At 52.9% G+C, this 15,975-nt stretch carries 12 protein-coding genes; 7 read left to right on the top strand and 5 right to left on the bottom strand.

Annotated features, from left to right (window positions below):
* Window positions 1-41: 41 nt before the first annotated feature.
* A complete protein-coding gene (locus FH974_RS25070; RefSeq protein WP_047884963.1) occupies window positions 42-983 on the bottom strand; it encodes a LysR family transcriptional regulator in 942 nt (313 codons plus the stop codon).
* A gap of 134 nt (window positions 984-1,117) precedes the next feature.
* Here FH974_RS25070 and FH974_RS25065 point away from each other — a divergent pair, with 134 nt between their 5' ends.
* The 4 genes from FH974_RS25065 (at window position 1,118) to FH974_RS25050 (ending at window position 5,318) form a co-directional block, all read left to right on the top strand.
* Window positions 1,118-2,200, top strand: a complete 1,083-nt coding sequence (locus FH974_RS25065; protein ID WP_047884964.1) for an HlyD family secretion protein — start codon at window positions 1,118-1,120, stop codon at window positions 2,198-2,200.
* Between the two features lie 2 nt (window positions 2,201-2,202).
* Window positions 2,203-3,762, top strand: coding sequence for a DHA2 family efflux MFS transporter permease subunit (locus FH974_RS25060; RefSeq protein WP_047884965.1), 1,560 nt, complete (start codon window positions 2,203-2,205; stop codon window positions 3,760-3,762).
* Between the two features lie 235 nt (window positions 3,763-3,997).
* Window positions 3,998-4,549, top strand: a complete 552-nt coding sequence (def, locus tag FH974_RS25055; protein WP_047884966.1) for a peptide deformylase — start codon at window positions 3,998-4,000, stop codon at window positions 4,547-4,549.
* Window positions 4,550-4,787: 238 nt separating this feature from the next.
* The gene (locus tag FH974_RS25050; RefSeq protein WP_146149669.1) at window positions 4,788-5,318 is read left to right on the top strand and encodes a hypothetical protein; all 531 of its coding nucleotides are present in this window, start codon (window positions 4,788-4,790) and stop codon (window positions 5,316-5,318) included.
* Window positions 5,319-5,517: 199 nt separating this feature from the next.
* Here FH974_RS25050 and FH974_RS25045 read toward each other — a convergent pair whose 3' ends face one another.
* A complete protein-coding gene (locus tag FH974_RS25045; protein WP_053061800.1) occupies window positions 5,518-6,882 on the bottom strand; it encodes a tetratricopeptide repeat protein in 1,365 nt (454 codons plus the stop codon).
* 246 nt (window positions 6,883-7,128) lie between these two features.
* Here FH974_RS25045 and FH974_RS25040 point away from each other — a divergent pair, with 246 nt between their 5' ends.
* The 3 genes from FH974_RS25040 (at window position 7,129) to FH974_RS25030 (ending at window position 10,325) form a co-directional block, all read left to right on the top strand.
* Window positions 7,129-7,542 (top strand): DUF3302 domain-containing protein, encoded by a 414-nt coding sequence (locus tag FH974_RS25040; protein ID WP_047884967.1) that lies wholly within the window; start codon window positions 7,129-7,131, stop codon window positions 7,540-7,542.
* Window positions 7,542-8,672 (top strand): HlyD family secretion protein, encoded by a 1,131-nt coding sequence (locus FH974_RS25035; protein WP_207103927.1) that lies wholly within the window; start codon window positions 7,542-7,544, stop codon window positions 8,670-8,672. The genes FH974_RS25040 and FH974_RS25035 overlap by 1 nt, the downstream gene beginning before the upstream one ends.
* A gap of 282 nt (window positions 8,673-8,954) precedes the next feature.
* Window positions 8,955-10,325: an L-serine ammonia-lyase gene (locus FH974_RS25030; protein WP_207103926.1), complete on the top strand. Its 1,371-nt coding sequence runs from the start codon at window positions 8,955-8,957 to the stop codon at window positions 10,323-10,325.
* Between the two features lie 92 nt (window positions 10,326-10,417).
* On the opposite strand, the gene putP is transcribed toward FH974_RS25030, so the two are convergent.
* From putP to putA, 3 genes are all read right to left on the bottom strand, one after another.
* On the bottom strand, window positions 10,418-11,914 hold the full coding sequence (gene putP / locus FH974_RS25025) for a sodium/proline symporter PutP (RefSeq protein WP_047884969.1): 1,497 nt from the start codon (window positions 11,912-11,914) through the stop codon (window positions 10,418-10,420).
* Window positions 11,915-12,047: 133 nt separating this feature from the next.
* Entirely contained in the window at window positions 12,048-12,740 is a 693-nt protein-coding gene (locus FH974_RS25020; RefSeq protein WP_047884970.1) for an aldehyde dehydrogenase family protein, read from the bottom strand.
* A 28-nt stretch (window positions 12,741-12,768) separates the two neighbouring features.
* Window positions 12,769-15,894: a bifunctional proline dehydrogenase/L-glutamate gamma-semialdehyde dehydrogenase PutA gene (gene putA / locus FH974_RS25015; protein WP_207104275.1), complete on the bottom strand. Its 3,126-nt coding sequence runs from the start codon at window positions 15,892-15,894 to the stop codon at window positions 12,769-12,771.
* Window positions 15,895-15,975 lie beyond the last annotated feature (81 nt).

Genomic DNA, 15,975 nt, shown 5'->3' with positions numbered 1-15,975 from the left:
GGCAAAAAATGGCCCTTATTCTGCCGTGTCTCAGTGCTCCGTCACGGCATAGATTTACATTGTAAATACGCCGCCGTCCCGATCTCTTTATCACGCTGTTCAAAACGCTCGATCAGATAGTCAATGAACACCCGCAGCCGTTTGGGCAACAGTTTACGCTGCGGGTAAACAAGACTGACTGGGACAGCAGGCATATTCCAATCGGGCAGCAGACACACCAGCTTACCGGATGCGAAGTGCTCACGGCAGATGAATTCCGGCAAAATCGCCACTCCTAACCCGTCCAGACAAGCACTCAGTGATGACGTAATCGTGTTCACCCGCAGCTTATAGGGTAAGTCGATGATAATGGTATTGCCGTTGTCTTCCATCAGGTGCCAATTTGGCAGCTTCACAGCTTTGTTATACACCTTCACCTGATGGTGCGGCGGCTTGAGATCAGCCGGAGTCTGAATTTGACCGTATTGCTCCAGATAAGCCGGGCTGGCCGCCAAAACCCTCACCGATTCAGTCAGCTGCCGAGAAACCAGAGTGGAGTCATCCATTTCGCCGACCTGGGCATACAGGTCAATCCCCTCACCGATGATATCCACTTCCCGGTTTGTCAGCTCGAGATGAACCAGTACATTGGGATAGAGCTTAATAAAATCATTGATAAACTGCCCCATCACCTGATGACCCAGTTCAACCGGCATCACGACGTTAAGCCGGCCACGGATCAAATCCTGATTCGCGGTCACTTCCAGCTCAGCCTGACTCATAATTTCAAGCATTTGCACGCATGACTGATAAAAACGTTCACCTTCCGGGGTCAACACCAAGCTACGGGTCGACCGCGTGATCAGACGTACGCCAAGGTGTTGCTCAAGATCCGCCACTTTTCGACTGACGGTAGATTTAGTGAGATCCAGCATATCGGCGGCCTGGGTGAAGCTCCCGCCTTCCACGACCTGGGCAAAAATTGCGACGCTGTTCAGATCCATATTGGTCTCGCCATAGTGATTATTCAGATTCCTGCAACAGTGTTTCCCTTTCTTCTTATCTTACCAACCAATCAATTCGTTTACACTTTGTAACACTTTTATGCTTAACCACGTTCTATATCAATGAGGTATCAATGGCAGACCAATCCGCCATCGCGAACAACACTTCCGCCCTGCCCACAGCGGCACGATCAAAGAAAAAGAAAGCACCGCTGATCGCGACCCTCGTTATGCTGGCGCTCGGCGCTGCCGGGGGCGGTTACTGGCTGGGCTACGGGCAGTATTTTGAGTCCACCGATAATGCCTATCTTCAGGGAGACATCACGACACTCAGTCCGAAAGTCACCGGCTACATCACCCGCTCTCTGGTTGCAGACAACCAGCAGGTTAAAGCCGGGGCGCTGCTGGCCACCATAGATGATCGTGATTATGTCGCGGCACTCGATAAGGCCACCGCCAATCTGGCGGTCACGCAGGCGGCCGTGGACAACCTGCTGGCACAACAGCAGCTACAGCATACGAAAATCCGTCAGGCCGCCAGCAAAGTTGCCTCCGCGCAGGCCGAATTCGAGCGCGCCCAGCAACAGGTTTCCCGCACCCGCAGCCTGCTTGAACGCCACTACTCGTCGCAAGATGAACTCGACAGCATGCTGGCACATGAAAAAGTGACCCGGGCAGAGCTCAACGAAGAAAAAGCCGGCTATCAGGCCGAAAGTGATCAGCTCACCGTTCTGGCCAGCCAAATCAACCAAGCTAAAGCCGCCGTCACCGAAGCCCGCGCCCAGGTTGAAAGGGCACAATTGGATCTGGATTACACCAAGGTTTATGCCCCGGTAGACGGTATTGTCGGCAAACGCAGCCTACGGGTCGGCCTGTATGTCCAGCCAGGCATGCCGCTGCTGAGTCTGGTGCCTACCTCCGATATCTGGATTGAGGCTAACTTCAAGGAAACTCAGCTCAACGGTATTCATCAGGGGCAGAAAGTCACCATTGAGCTGGATGCCTTTCCGAATCAGCCCCTGGAAGGGGTTGTCGACAGTTTTTCTCCGGCTACTGGCGCCAAATTTGCTTTGTTGCCGCCGGAGAATGCGACCGGCAACTTCACCAAAATTGTTCAGCGGGTGCCGGTCAAAATCACCATCCCGAATCAAAAAGCGCTGACAGGCCGGCTAATCCCGGGGCTGTCTGTTGTTGCCACCGTTGATACCCGAGGCTGACCATGAGTGCCGTTACTGTCGCCCCTGACAGCCTGGCTACATCCACCAGCACATCAGTGCCCCGTCGTCACTGGATCGCGTTGTTCGGCGGGCTACTTGGGGCATTTATGGCGATTCTGGATATCCAGATCACCAACTCCTCACTGAAAGACATTCAGGGGGCGCTTTCTGCTACCCTGGATGAAAGTTCGTGGATCTCGACGTCCTATCTGGTGGCGGAAATGATTGCGATCCCGCTCAGTGGCTGGCTCTCTCGCTCTCTGGGTAAACGACGCTACCTCACCTGGACGACTGCGATCTTTACCCTGTCATCTTTCCTCTGTTCCATGTCATGGAATCTGGGCTCGATGATCACCTTTCGGGCGATGCAGGGGTTCAGTGGCGGTGCCCTGATCCCGCTGGCATTTTCACTGGTGGTCCAGTTGCTGCCCATCCATAAACGGGCCGTCGGGATGGCCCTGTTTGGCATCACCGCCACCTTTGCGCCGGCAGTCGGCCCGACGTTCGGTGGCTGGCTGACGGAAAATCTGTCCTGGCATTACATTTTTTACATCAATATTCCGCCGGCCATTCTAGTGATCAGCATGATACGGTACGGGCTGGATCAGGAGCCACTGAACCTCAGCACCCTGCTCAAAGCAGACTGGATCGGGATTCTGACCATGGGGCTTGGGCTCGGCTGTTTGGAAGTGATGCTTGAAGAAGGAAATCGGGAAGAATGGTTCAGCTCCGGTTTTATTGTCACTCTGAGCATCATCGCTGCGGTTAGTCTGGTCTATTTCGTGATCAATGAGTTACAGCACAAGCAACCGCTGGTGAACCTGCGCCTGCTCCGGCAGGGGCAATTTGCGATGTCATGCCTGGCCTACCTGATCCTTGGCATGGCACTGTTTGGATCCATTTATGTCCTGCCGTTGTACCTGACGCAGATTCAGCAATACAACGCCATGGAAATCGGCAAGGTGCTGATGTGGATGGGCTTCCCCCAGCTGATCTTTTTCCCGATTGTGCCCAAACTGACTCGCGTCATCAAACCCAAGAATCTGGTCACTTTTGGCTTCGCCATGTATGGCCTGAGCTGCTACGTCAACACTCACATGAGTGCTGATTTCGGCGGCGATCAATTGATCCTGTCAATGTTGCTTCGCGCCGTAGGCAGTCCGTTCATTATGGTACCGTTGTCACTGGTTGCGATGAAAAACATCAGCAAGGCCGACACTCCTGACGCCTCAACGCTGACCAATGTCATGCGTAATCTGGGTGGCGCGTTCAGTATTGCGTTTATTGCGACCCTGCTGGACAACAAAGCCCGCGAACATCTCGCGCACATCAAAGAGTCACTGCCTGCGGTCAGCACCAATGCTTGGCAACAGCTGTTGCAGCAAAGTGAGTTTTTTGTCCGAACCGGCAGTGACGGCGGTACGGCCCTGATGCAGGCGCAGTCGGCGCTGGCCGCTGCCATGCAGCGTGATGCCACGATTATGGCCTATAACGACGTATTCCTGATGATGACCGCGTTCCTGGCCTTGGCCGCTGCGATTATTTTTTGCATGAAAGACTAGCGAAACCACACTACCCAGCTTGGTTACCTACTGCAGGGGTGGGCACAGGAAAAACACGCCAACAATGTAAGGGAGTCAGTGCCGCGTAAGGGCAAAGTTAGACCTGATTCACAGGGAGCTCCGGCTCCCTGTTTGCATCAAGGCGAATTATTATTAAGCTATATGATTCCGCGAAGAGCCATCAGAAACACAAGCTGATCTGCTGAAACCGGTCGCCGGACAAAGGACAAGAATCATGGACACAACGACGTATTCTCCACACCCACCATCTCTGACCATTGCGCAGCTGGGTAACCCGATTCTGCGAGAACATGCTCGCGCATTAAGCACCGCCCAGTATCGAGACATGGCTCCTTTTTTTAAGGCATTAGAGCAAAAAATGTTGGCCCACAACGGCGTCGGCATTGCCGCCCCTCAGGTCAGTGAATCGGTCCGGGCCTTTATCGTGGCCTCCCGTCCGAACGCCCGTTATCCGTATGCGCCACTGATGTCACCGACGCTGATGCTAAATCCCGAACTTATCTGGACAAGCGATGACATGGAAAAAGACTGGGAAGGTTGCCTGAGTATTCCGGGAATGCGGGCCAGGGTTAACCGCCACACGTCTATCGAGGTGCGCTACCTCACCCTCACTGGCGAAGAGGTCAGCACCCGAATGGAAGGCTTTATCGCCCGTATCTTCCAGCATGAATTGGATCACTTGAACGGCATTGTTTTTCTCGACCGCGCCGACAAAGCTGACTATGCCACAGAAGCTGAATTCCTAAAACTGATGCAGAAGGCGTGAACCAAGCAGCAAAACTTTCGCGGGCGCCTTTCATCTAGTGCAACCGTCGTAAGCATCAAACACCCCCCTGCTTCCGTCAATCCTCGGTCATTACCGGCTCGAACATGGGTCGGTTCACACTGCCCTCTGAATCACGACGTCAGACGGCAGCCAAAGAGCACTTTGCCTATACTCACAACAGACGCATTTAACGTCATCACTTTACAGGAGAGACTGTTTTACCAGGCAGGAGGGACAATTGCTGAATTATCATGTACATGTATTCCGAAATGCACTAACGGCTATCATAGATACCCAATCACACCGGCTCTGCCATGAACCACGCTGGCCAGAACTGAACGCCTTCCCTTTAGGATCCTGCGATCTGGCAAACAACATGCTGGCGCTTTACCTGCGTGAGCAAGGCTACAATCCTAAAATCATCTGGTGTCGCAATGATCTGGCTGACTACCCGGAAATCCTTAGTCATGTCTGGGTCGAAGTAGACGATAAGTTTGTTGATATCACCATCAGCCAGTTTCCTCGCCTCATTCGGGAGCGGGTGCATATCGTCAATAAATTCGATCCCGGCATTCTCAATGACATTTATTTCCATTGTAGAGGCCGCAACCAAACCGCCTCAGGCTCCGAATACCCGTCACAACAGCAGACACAGACGACGCGCCGCAGACAATTTGAAGAGCGGGATGTGGACTTGCGCAATGCGCTGGGTAATGGGGAGGCGATTTATCAGGCCGTCCGTGAGCGAGTCACGTTGTTGGAACCGTAACACACCGACACTCAAAGCACCTGAGATTAAAGCATCTGAGATTAAAGCACCTGAATGAAATTCAAGCATCTGAGAGCAAGTCACCTGAAATCAAAATACCTAGGCTCAAATCACTTACGATCAAAACAAAAAACTGCCTGCGCGGCCGTTTTTTGCGAAAGAGTAAGAGATAAACAAATGATAAAAACAGACGAGACGCTTAATCCTGCTCAGGTTTACGGGGCGATGTAACGTCAGGTACCGCAAAGCTATCGCCTTGTTCGGTCTGCCAACCTGACCAGTTGCTGTCCCAGTTAGCCGTTGATGACTGACTATTTGAAGTATGTGTTCGCTTACCGGGTTTATCTTGCTTTTCCTGACGATGTAGTTCCGTACTGTGGGGATCCGCGATTGGCCCAGATTTATCTATGGCATCGTTTTTATTTACTTCAGCTTTCGTAGCACCGGCGTATTCACCTCCGCCTGTCGTTGTTTCTGCTTTCACCAAACCAGAGTCGTCCGGCTCCACAGCCTGCTCACTGCTTAAATCGCCGGCAGCCAGCCTTGCCAGGTTTTCTTCATCCGGGCGATATCCCTCCCGGCCATACACCTGATCCAGCAAGTTAATAATGCCATGTGGTTTTACATTTCCCTGGCGCATTACCCGATATATGGTATTTGCCACATTCTGCACCCCGACAATCGCGTCAACACCGATGTACTGCACCACGGTATCGCGCAAAACTTTGGCGTCGCGATTACCTCCGGCATAGGCGAGAGACAGCCAGATGTAAGCAACCGCTTTATCGGTTTCCCCGCCTTCTCCCAACATTTTAGCCACCAGATACTGCGCTTCGGTATCCCCCTGCTCAGCCGCTCGTTCCAGCCAGTACACCGCCCGCAGCCGGTTTTTCGCGACAGCAATACCAGCCTGGTAGCAATAAGCCGTTTTGATACAGGCTTTTTTATCCCCCAGCAGCGCCGCACGCAACCGCCAGAGAAATGCTTCCTCAGGTTTCTTTTGGGATGTGGTATCAGCCAGGTACCAGTCTCCAAGTAACAACATCGCAGGTAAGTAATCACTTTCAGCGGCAGCAGTTATGTTCGCTATTCCGGCGTCTTCATCAACATCCGTACCGTAGCCACGTAGCTGGAAACTGCCCAGCTCAAATTTGGCGATCGGATCATTGTGTTTGGCTTTGACCACTTGTGTCCAATACGCCGACTTCGCTTCCCCCTGGGGATCGTTACTGTCGCTGCTACACAGTCTCGCCAGCGCGTTCTGCGCTATATCATTGTCCAGCAACGCCGCTTTGGTGTACCACTGCAATGCCTCGCGAATATTGGTGAGTTCGTATTCCTTGGCCAGCGACAACTGGCTAGGCACATGACCGGTCTGCGCCTTAAAGATTTTTTCTTCACGTTCCGCCAGCCTGGCTTTTTCCAACACCAGACGGTATTTTTCCTCTTTAAGCCGTTTCTCAATGGCCGCTTTTTTATCATTCTCTTTGGCCACAAAGTACCGGTAGATCACCCACCCAAGCAGCCCGCCAGCCACACTCAGGCCAATCAGAAGGTTATCCATAGTCCCTCAACTGCACTTTTCTTGATATTTGAGTTATTAGTCCGTTTATCGGCCAATGTGAACAAAACTGGAGGAAATTTCCGGGTTCTGTGCCTATTGCCCTCTCTCTGAGACTGACGATTAATTGCAGCTAAATCAACTACCCACAGGATTGAGTGCTAAATTAAATGAAGCGCTAAATATTACGCAATGCGTCTATGACTTAAACATCATCCTCACCTATCACTCTGATTATAAGGAGCAAGGATGTTTCTCGACTATTTTGCCCTGGGTATGCTGTTTTTTGTGGCGTTTGTACTCTTCTACGGCATTATCGCGATTCACGATATTCCGTATGAAATCGCCAAGAAACGTAATCATCCGCATCAGGATGCGATCCATTATGCAGGCTGGGTCAGCCTGTTCACCCTTCATGTCCTGTGGCCGTTTTTGTGGATTTGGGCCACGCTGTGGCGAGAGGACCGGGGATGGGGTTTCACCCAGATTCAGAATGAACAAAACGAGCTGCATCATGAAGTCCTGCAGCTCAGCCAAAAAGTGGAGCAACTGAGCGAGAAACTAACGGAGCTGGAGCACCGCCACGCCCATCATTCCCCTTCGGCCAGTTCTGGTAATCCACCGCCACGACCACAGAAACCACAACAGGGAGATGAGCGCTAATGGATTTATTACTCATCCTGTCATACGTCGCGCTTTGTGTGGCGATTTTTAAAATCTTCAAGATTCCACTCAACAAATGGACCGTCCCCACTGCCGCCTTGGGTGGCATCCTGCTGATAGGTACCTTGATTCTGCTAATGAACTACAACCATCCGCATACCAATCTTGGCGGGCAGTTTTTTGTTACGACCCCCATCGTCCCGGTCGTTACAGGCAAGGTGACAGAAGTGCCGGTAACTCCCAACACCCTGATCCACAAGGGCGATATTCTTTTCAAAATCGATGCCACTACCTATCAGGCCGAAGTGAACCTGCAACGAGCAGCACTGGCTGAAGCCAAGCAGAATGTATTAGGGTTGGAGGCTTCATTTAAAGCTGCCCAAGCCACAACCGCCAAAGCGATCGCAGAGCGGGATCGCACCTACGAGCAGTTCAAGCGCTATGAAAAAGGCTTCAAACGTGGTGCCTTTACCGCCGCGGAAGTGGATAACCGGCGCCAGTTCTTTCTCAGCGCCGAAGCAACGCTTGACGCGGCACGGGCGGAAGAGCGCCGGGCTAAGCTGGCGTATGAATCCGAAATTATGGGAGAAAATACCAGTATCGCCAAAGTCCGTGCCCAACTGATACAAGCTGAGTTTAACCTGGCCGAAACGGTGGTCCGGGCTCCGACTGACGGCTATGTCACGCAGGTAGCGTTGCGCCCCGGAATGATGGCTGTCCCCCTTCCGCTGCGCCCGGTGATGACCTTTATTCACAAAGAAGACCAGTACTTCGTCGGGGCTTTCCGGCAGAATTCCCTGATGCGCCTGCGGCCGGGCTTCAAAGCGGATTTCATTTTCCGGGCACTGCCGGGGCAAACGTTCCAGGGTGAAGTGGTCGAGGTGCTGCCTGCTATCGGCGAAAGCCAAATCCAGGCATCCGGCGTGCTGTATGGCAGCGATCGTCTGCTCAATCAGGGACGACCTCTGGTTAAGCTGATCATCACGGATGACATATCCTCCTATCATCTGCCGCAGGGAGCAAACGTCGAGATTGCGGTGTATTCCGACAGTTTCGAACATGTTTCCATCATGCGAAAAGTGCTGATACGCATGAAGAGTTGGCAAAACTACCTGTTCCTTGATCACTGATCCGAGCTGGGCATGCGCCTGCTACTGATTCTGGCACCGAACACTCCCTCCGTTTGGTGCCTGTTTCTCCCTCCTTTCATTCTTGCCTCGTTCGATGACACAAATTTCAGTGACTCATGTTGGGTTTGGCTCTCTCCTGTTTGTCAGCCATTTATCCGCCGGCAACCTGCCTGAACGCACAATTTACTGCTTTTCTGCACCAACCGGCGAAGCGGCGTATATGCTTTATTTATCAAGATGTAATTACGTTCGATGATGATTCGGACAGGCAGGGAATGAAGCATGCTGTCAATTTTCGATATTTTCAAAGTGGGGGTTGGTCCCTCCAGTTCACACACCAACGGGCCTATGCTGGCCGGCTTTGATTTCAGCCAGAAAGCCCTTCCGTTATTGGATGTTATCAGCCGGGTACAGGTGAATCTGTACGGTTCATTGTCACTCACCGGCAGAGGGCACCACACCGACAGGGCCACGATGTTAGGGTTGATGGGTAATCAGCCGGATACCATCGACATTGCAACGGCCAGTCAGGCACTCAGTGATGCCAGAACAACGCGAAGCCTCTCTCTCGCCGGACAACACACCGTGCCCTTTGATGAGCAAATCGATTTGCTTTTTCATCAGGAAAATCTGCCGCTGCATGAGAACGGCATGACGATCACCGCGTTTAACGCGGCTGGTGAGCAAATCCTGCTGGAAACCTATTACTCTATCGGCGGAGGATTTATCGCAACCGCCGACGAACTGCAAAACGGCATCAGCAGCAGCCAGGTTAAGGTGCCCTATCCATTCCACAGTGCGGATGATTTACTGACCCTCAGCGAGAAAGAAGGGATCAGCCTGGGGGCCATGATTCAGCGCAATGAGCTGGCCTTTCGCACTCAGCAGGCATTTGATGCCAAAACCCTGCAGGTCTGGGAGGTCATGACCAACTGCATGGAACAAGGGTTTGAAACAGAAGGCGTGCTGGAAGGAGGATTGCATGTGGTGCGGCGAGCCCCCGCATTGCTGAAAAAACTGGTCTCAAGTCAGGGCATTGATAATGACCCGATGACGGTCCTTGACTGGGTAAACCTGTTTGCATTTGCCGTCAGCGAAGAAAACGCGGCGGGTGGCCAGGTTGTAACTTCACCGACCAATGGGGCGGCGGGGGTGATCCCGGCAGTCCTGATGTACTACAACCAGTTTATTTGTGAACTTGAACTGAAACAACTGCGGGAGTTTCTCGCCGTCTCAGCCGCCATCGGAATGCTCTATAAAATGAATGCCTCAATTTCCGGTGCTGAGGTTGGGTGTCAGGGCGAAATCGGCGTGTCATCGTCTATGGCGGCTGCCGGCCTGACGGCCATTCGTGGCGGCAGTAACGAGCAAATCTGCATGGCGGCAGAAATTGCGATGGAGCATTCGCTGGGCATGACTTGCGACCCGATTGGCGGACTCGTGCAAATCCCCTGCATTGAGCGAAATGCCATGGGTGCTGTCAAAGCCATTAACGCCTCGCGCATGGCTCTGAAACGCAACAGCAAGTCTCTGATTTCCCTCGACAAAGTCATTGAGACGATGTACCAGACCGGGAAAGACATGAACAAGAAATACCGGGAAACGTCATTGGGCGGACTGGCAATGATCCACCTGGCTCCACCTTGTGAATAATCGGCCTCATATCAATCGTCCCCGAACAAAAACAGCACATAAAAAAAGCCACTGCAAATGCAGTGGCTTCTTTGTATTACCCTCAGGCCGAATTACTTAAATTCCACCAGATTCTTTTCGTAAGTGTCGAACTGGGCTTTGACTTTCTGCGGTGCACCGCCGGTTGCTTTACTGAAAGCAACGATAGCCACACTCGCCAGGATGAAACCAGGGACGATTTCATACAGGTCAAAAATACCACCGCTCAGCTGTTTCCAGATCACCACCGTCAGGGCACCGGTAATGATACCAGCCAGAGCACCATGACGGTTCATGTCTTTCCAGAACAGGCTAATCAGCAATGCAGGACCAAATGCCGCACCGAAGCCAGCCCAGGCATAAGACACCAGACCCAGCACTGTGCTGTCCGGGTTCATCGCCAGTACCAGGGCAATGATAGACAGTACGATAACCGCAACCCGACCAACCATAACGATCTCATCAGACGACGCGTCTGGACGGAAAACTTGTTTGTAGAAGTCTTCTGCCAGCGCCGATGACGATACCAGCAGTTGCGAATCCGCTGTACTCATGATTGCCGCCAGAATCGCGGCCAGCAGGATACCCGCCATCACAGGGTGGAAAATTGAGTTAACCAGCAGCATAAAGATACGCTCGCCGTCATCCAGGCTGCCTGCCAGTTGGTTATCAACATACAGAATACCTACTAGGCCAACCAGAATCGCACCGGCCATTGACAGAGCCGTCCAGCCCACCGCAATACGACGCGCCGTACTGATATCGGCATTGCTGCGTGTCGCTTTAAAACGCGCCAGGATATGCGGCTGACCGAAGTAGCCCAGACCCCATGCTGCCAGCGAGATAATCGCAATGGCAGACAACGGCTGGCCTTTCACGTCATTAAACAGCGTCATCAGTTCTGGGTTTTTCGCTGACAGCGAATCCGCCAGATCAACTGGCCCACCTGACATAGCCGCAATGGGTACGATCATCAGTGCCGCGGCCATCAGCAGCCCCTGCACCAGGTCAGTCCAGGATACCGCCAGGAAACCACCAAACAGGGTGTAAGACACCACACACACTGTACCGACAATAACCGCAATCGAGTAGTCCAGACCGAATACGGTCTCAAACAATTTACCACCTGCAACCAAACCAGAACTGGTGTAGAAAAGGAAGAACATCAGAATAAAGAACGCTGAGATGGTTTGAATCAGTTTGGAGTTGTCATCGAAGCGACGTGCCAGGAACTCAGGCATCGTCAATGCGTTCTCCGTCGTAATACTGTAAGTACGCAGACGTTTCGCACATATTAGCCAGTTCAGATATGTTCCCAGGAGAAGACCACCAGCCAGCCACAGCGATTCCAGACCCGCCGCAAAGGCATAACCCGGAAGACCCAGCAGCAGCCACCCACTCATATCTGATGCACCTGCCGACAGAGCCGCAGGCCACGGTCCCAGTGTACGGCCACCCAGGAAGTAATCTGCGGAGTTCGAGGTACGTTTGTACGCCACGTAACCGATGAGCAACATGGCAATCAGGTACGCGATAAACGTGCCGGTAATAGCGAAGCTATTTTCTATCATTATTGAGTTCCCTCACTTTGAGCCCCTGTCCATAGCAGGGGCTTTTTGCTTATTTGCTGTTGTGCAGCACACTGCTGTTACCAACGGGGGTCAGAAAAACAACCTTCCCTAAACCCCGTTGAGCAGTTATGGATTAATGTTCTTCACCGCTCCCCAACTCCAGCAGAGTCGCGTTACCGCCTACTGCCGTAATATTGATGGTTCGTGTCCGCTCGGTCACAAAGCGCAGTGAATACGTTGGACTGCCAATCACCGGCAACTGCGCGTAATCAGATTCACTGATCAGTTGCGCTAATTGTCCGTCACGGGCAGCAAGTTGGCGCGCAAGCACCATAGTGGTTGACGGTGAACCGGCGTACACAACGCCCGCTACCGCCGGATGACTGACCAGCTCAGACAGCTGGTCACTGTCAATGGCAGTGATAACACCACCAACACAGCCGCAGTGTTCCAGCTGTGTGACGACTTCTTTAGCCGACAGGGCAAAGCCCGCCGGGAAACATGCCAGTACGGTGTTACCGGTCAGCAGCGCAGTAGCCAACTGACCCAGTACCGCGACCAGCGGTGCATCATTGTCAGCCGTAACCACAAATACACCACGGCCAGCACAGTAAAGCTCGTTGGTTTCCCCCGTTGGCCCCGGCATCAGTTCCGTTTTAGCAACATGTTCCTCAGCATTACGGCACTGATACTCCACCATTGCGCGGCCTTCCGCCGGCAATTGCTCTGTCCAGCGACGCAGGATATCGATACGGGTTTCAAACCCCAGGTTGTTCCACCCTTCCCAAGCTGCCGAGCTGTTTTTTACTAACGTCGCAATAGTCATGATCACTCCTTAAATTTCTCGACCGCCATCAGGCTTCAACAACATCTTTGGTAAAGCGGTACAGATAGTGTGGACCACCTGCTTTCGGGCCTGTACCAGACAGCCCCTGTCCGCCGAACGGCTGAACGCCAACTACCGCACCGACCTGATCACGGTTGATGTAGCAGTTACCCACACGGGCACGACGCTCAATATGGGTGTAGGTACGTTCGTTACGGCTGTGAACCCCCATCGTGAGGCCAAAGCCGGTGTTGTTGATTTGGTCAATGACCTGATCAAGTTCGGAGGCTTTAAAACGAACGATGTGCAGGATTGGTCCGAAGTTCTCATTCTTCAGCACATCAATAGACGGAATTTCAAACGCTGTAGGCGCCACGAAATCACCGTGCTGGCAGCTATCATCCAGCTTCGCCTGGGCAACCAGCTTGGCTTGGTTCTTCAGGGACTGAATGTGCGTCATCAGTTTATTGCGGGCAGTCAGATCAATGACCGGGCCGACATCGGTTGAGTGCAACTGCGGGCGACCCACAGACAGCTCAGCCATAGCCCCTTTAATCAGGCTAATCACACGATCGGCAATATCCTGCTGAATGAACAGTACACGCAGGGCAGAACAACGCTGACCGGCAGAAGCAAAGGATGAACGCACAACATCACGTACCACCTGCTCTGGCAGGGCCGTACTGTCGACGATCATCGCATTCTGGCCACCGGTTTCAGCAATAAACGGCACCGGTGCACAGTCACGCGCCGCCAGGCTACGGTTAATCGCCTGAGCCGTTTCAGTCGAACCGGTAAAAGCCACACCAGCGATGTGGACATCGGATGTCAGCGGAGCACCCACCTCACGACCACGTCCTGGTACCAGCTGAACCGCACCAGCCGGGACCCCAGCTTCAAGCATCATCTCAATCGCACGGAATGCAATCAGCGACGTTTGCTCTGCGGGTTTAGCCACAACCGTATTGCCGGCCACCAGTGCTGCAGATACTTGTCCCAGGAAAATGGCCAGCGGGAAGTTCCACGGGCTAATACAGGTGAAGACACCGCGTCCCTGATAACTGATTTGCTTCACATTGCCATCAAAACCCGTTACCGCTTTCGGCTGGCTGAAATTCACAGACGCCTGATCCGCATAGTAACGACAGAAATCTACGGCTTCGCGCACTTCGTCAATGCTGTCCTGAATGGTTTTACCGGCTTCGCGATGACACAAAGCAACCAGTTCACCCAGATTGTCTTCCAGCAGGTCAGCCAGGCGCTGGATGCAGACTGCACGCTCGCTGGCCGGACGGGTGGACCATTCCGGATACGCTTGCTCAGCCACGGAAATAGCTTCAGCAGCAATCTCAGCATCAGCAAAAGCGACGTGCCCGACCGCTTCACGACGATCGTACGGCGCTTTAACGTCGAAACCCTGTTTGGTTTCGGTACGCACTTCACCGTTGATAATCGGACCGGCCTGCCACTGATGTTCAGCAAACTTCGCAACCGACGCCGCAAACGGTGCCCATTCCGATTCAATCTCAATGTTAACCCCGGCAGAGTTCTTACGTGACTCTCCGAAAATCGCCGACGGCAATGGAATCAGGCTGTTGTTCAGTGATGGACGTGACAGCAGCGCATCCACCGGATGCTGAGTCAGCGTTTCAACCGGGCAGTTTGCATCCACCAAACGGTGAACGAACGAACTATTAGCCCCGTTTTCCAACAGACGACGAACCAGGTATGGCAGCAGGTCTTTGTGACTGCCTACCGGCGCGTAGATACGCACGTTGGTGCCGTGCATGGCCATCACATGGTTGTACAGCGCATCACCCATCCCATGCAGACGCTGGAACTCAAAGTTACGGTTACCGCCAGACATGGCGACAATCGCCGATACCGTGTGGGCGTTATGGCTGGCAAACTGCGGATAGATCAACCCTTTCAGGTGAGACGACAGCAGGAAGCGGGCACACGCGAGGTAAGAGGTATCCGTTGATTCTTTGCGGGTGTAGACCGGGTACCCGGCGTAACCACTTTGCTGAGAAAGCTTGAGTTCGCTGTCCCAGTAGGCGCCTTTTACCAGACGCAGCGGGATCACATCACCCTGTTCTTTCGCCAGAGCAGCCAGCCAAGTCAGCACCGGCAGCGCACGCTTGGAATAAGCCTGAACCACGAGGCCAAAACGTCCCCAGCCTTTAACGACATCAGAACGGTACAGTTTTTCAAACAGCTTCAGCGACAGCTCAAGACGGTCAGCTTCTTCCGCATCAATAGTGATGCCGACATTCAGTTCGCGTGCACGTTTTAGCAGCGACAGCACTGACACGTACATCTCATCCAGCACACGCGCTTCGTTCGATACGTCATAGCGTGGATGCAGTGCAGACAGCTTGATCGACACGGTAGGATCCGGCGAACGACTGAAGTTGTTCTTGTCATTTTCACGGCCAACGGCTTCGACGGCCATGATGTAGTCTTTGAAATATTTATCCGCATCCTGGGCAGTCAGCGCCGCTTCACCCAGCATGTCAAAGGAATACGTAAAGCCCTGCTCACGCTTGGTCTTACCGTTTTTCATCGCTTCGGCGATGGTACGGCCCAGCACGAACTGGTGGCCCATGATCTTCATCGCCTGATTCATCGCCTGACGAATCACAGGCTCAGACATTTTGTTGACCAAGCGGTTAATCACGTGGCCTGGCGTACCGTCTTCTTTGGCATCCATAGTCACGACTTTACCGGTCAGCATCAGACCCCAGGTAGAAGCGTTTACAAACAACGAATCAGAGTTCTTCAGGTGCGATTTCCAATCTGCCACACTGAGTTTGTCGCGGATCAGCGCGTCAGCAGTTTCAGCATCCGGAATTCGCATCAGGGCCTCAGCCAGACACATCAGCAGGATCCCTTCTTTGGTATCCAGACTGTATTCAAGCAGCAGCGCATCGATCATTTGGATCGCATTCTGATCGGCACGAACGCGCTCAATCAGGGTCGTAGCCTGTTCCGTTGTGTATTGCAGCTCTTGCTCGGTCGGTGTTGCCAGCGGGATAAGCTGGTTCAGCCATTGCGACTCATCCACCGCGTACAACGGTGAAATCAGCGACCACAAGTCGCTTAATGGACGCTCAATAAAAGTAGGCTGAAGTACTTCTGCCGCATTGAACATAAGTGATTCCCTCATGATTGAACCTGATCCAGAACTCAGCAGATATGTTGGCTGAATGTCCTTCCCCAGGATAAATGTTAC

It is taken from the genome of Photobacterium ganghwense (assembly GCF_017329545.1).
Lineage (GTDB): Bacteria > Pseudomonadota > Gammaproteobacteria > Enterobacterales > Vibrionaceae > Photobacterium > Photobacterium ganghwense.
This window is presented reverse-complemented; position numbering and strand designations above follow the sequence as displayed.

Bases quoted from the DNA above. Each gene is read 5' to 3' on its own strand.
- FH974_RS25070 (WP_047884963.1), bottom strand. From the start codon at position 983: ATGGATCTGAACAGCGTCGCAATTTTTGCCCAGGTCGTGGAAGGCGGG.
- FH974_RS25065 (WP_047884964.1), top strand. From the start codon at position 1,118: ATGGCAGACCAATCCGCCATCGCGAACAACACTTCCGCCCTGCCCACA.
- FH974_RS25060 (WP_047884965.1), top strand. From the start codon at position 2,203: ATGAGTGCCGTTACTGTCGCCCCTGACAGCCTGGCTACATCCACCAGC.
- def (WP_047884966.1), top strand. From the start codon at position 3,998: ATGGACACAACGACGTATTCTCCACACCCACCATCTCTGACCATTGCG.
- FH974_RS25045 (WP_053061800.1), bottom strand. From the start codon at position 6,882: ATGGATAACCTTCTGATTGGCCTGAGTGTGGCTGGCGGGCTGCTTGGG.
- FH974_RS25040 (WP_047884967.1), top strand. From the start codon at position 7,129: ATGTTTCTCGACTATTTTGCCCTGGGTATGCTGTTTTTTGTGGCGTTT.
- FH974_RS25035 (WP_207103927.1), top strand. From the start codon at position 7,542: ATGGATTTATTACTCATCCTGTCATACGTCGCGCTTTGTGTGGCGATT.
- FH974_RS25030 (WP_207103926.1), top strand. From the start codon at position 8,955: ATGCTGTCAATTTTCGATATTTTCAAAGTGGGGGTTGGTCCCTCCAGT.
- putP (WP_047884969.1), bottom strand. From the start codon at position 11,914: ATGATAGAAAATAGCTTCGCTATTACCGGCACGTTTATCGCGTACCTG.
- FH974_RS25020 (WP_047884970.1), bottom strand. From the start codon at position 12,740: ATGACTATTGCGACGTTAGTAAAAAACAGCTCGGCAGCTTGGGAAGGG.
- putA (WP_207104275.1), bottom strand. From the start codon at position 15,894: ATGTTCAATGCGGCAGAAGTACTTCAGCCTACTTTTATTGAGCGTCCA.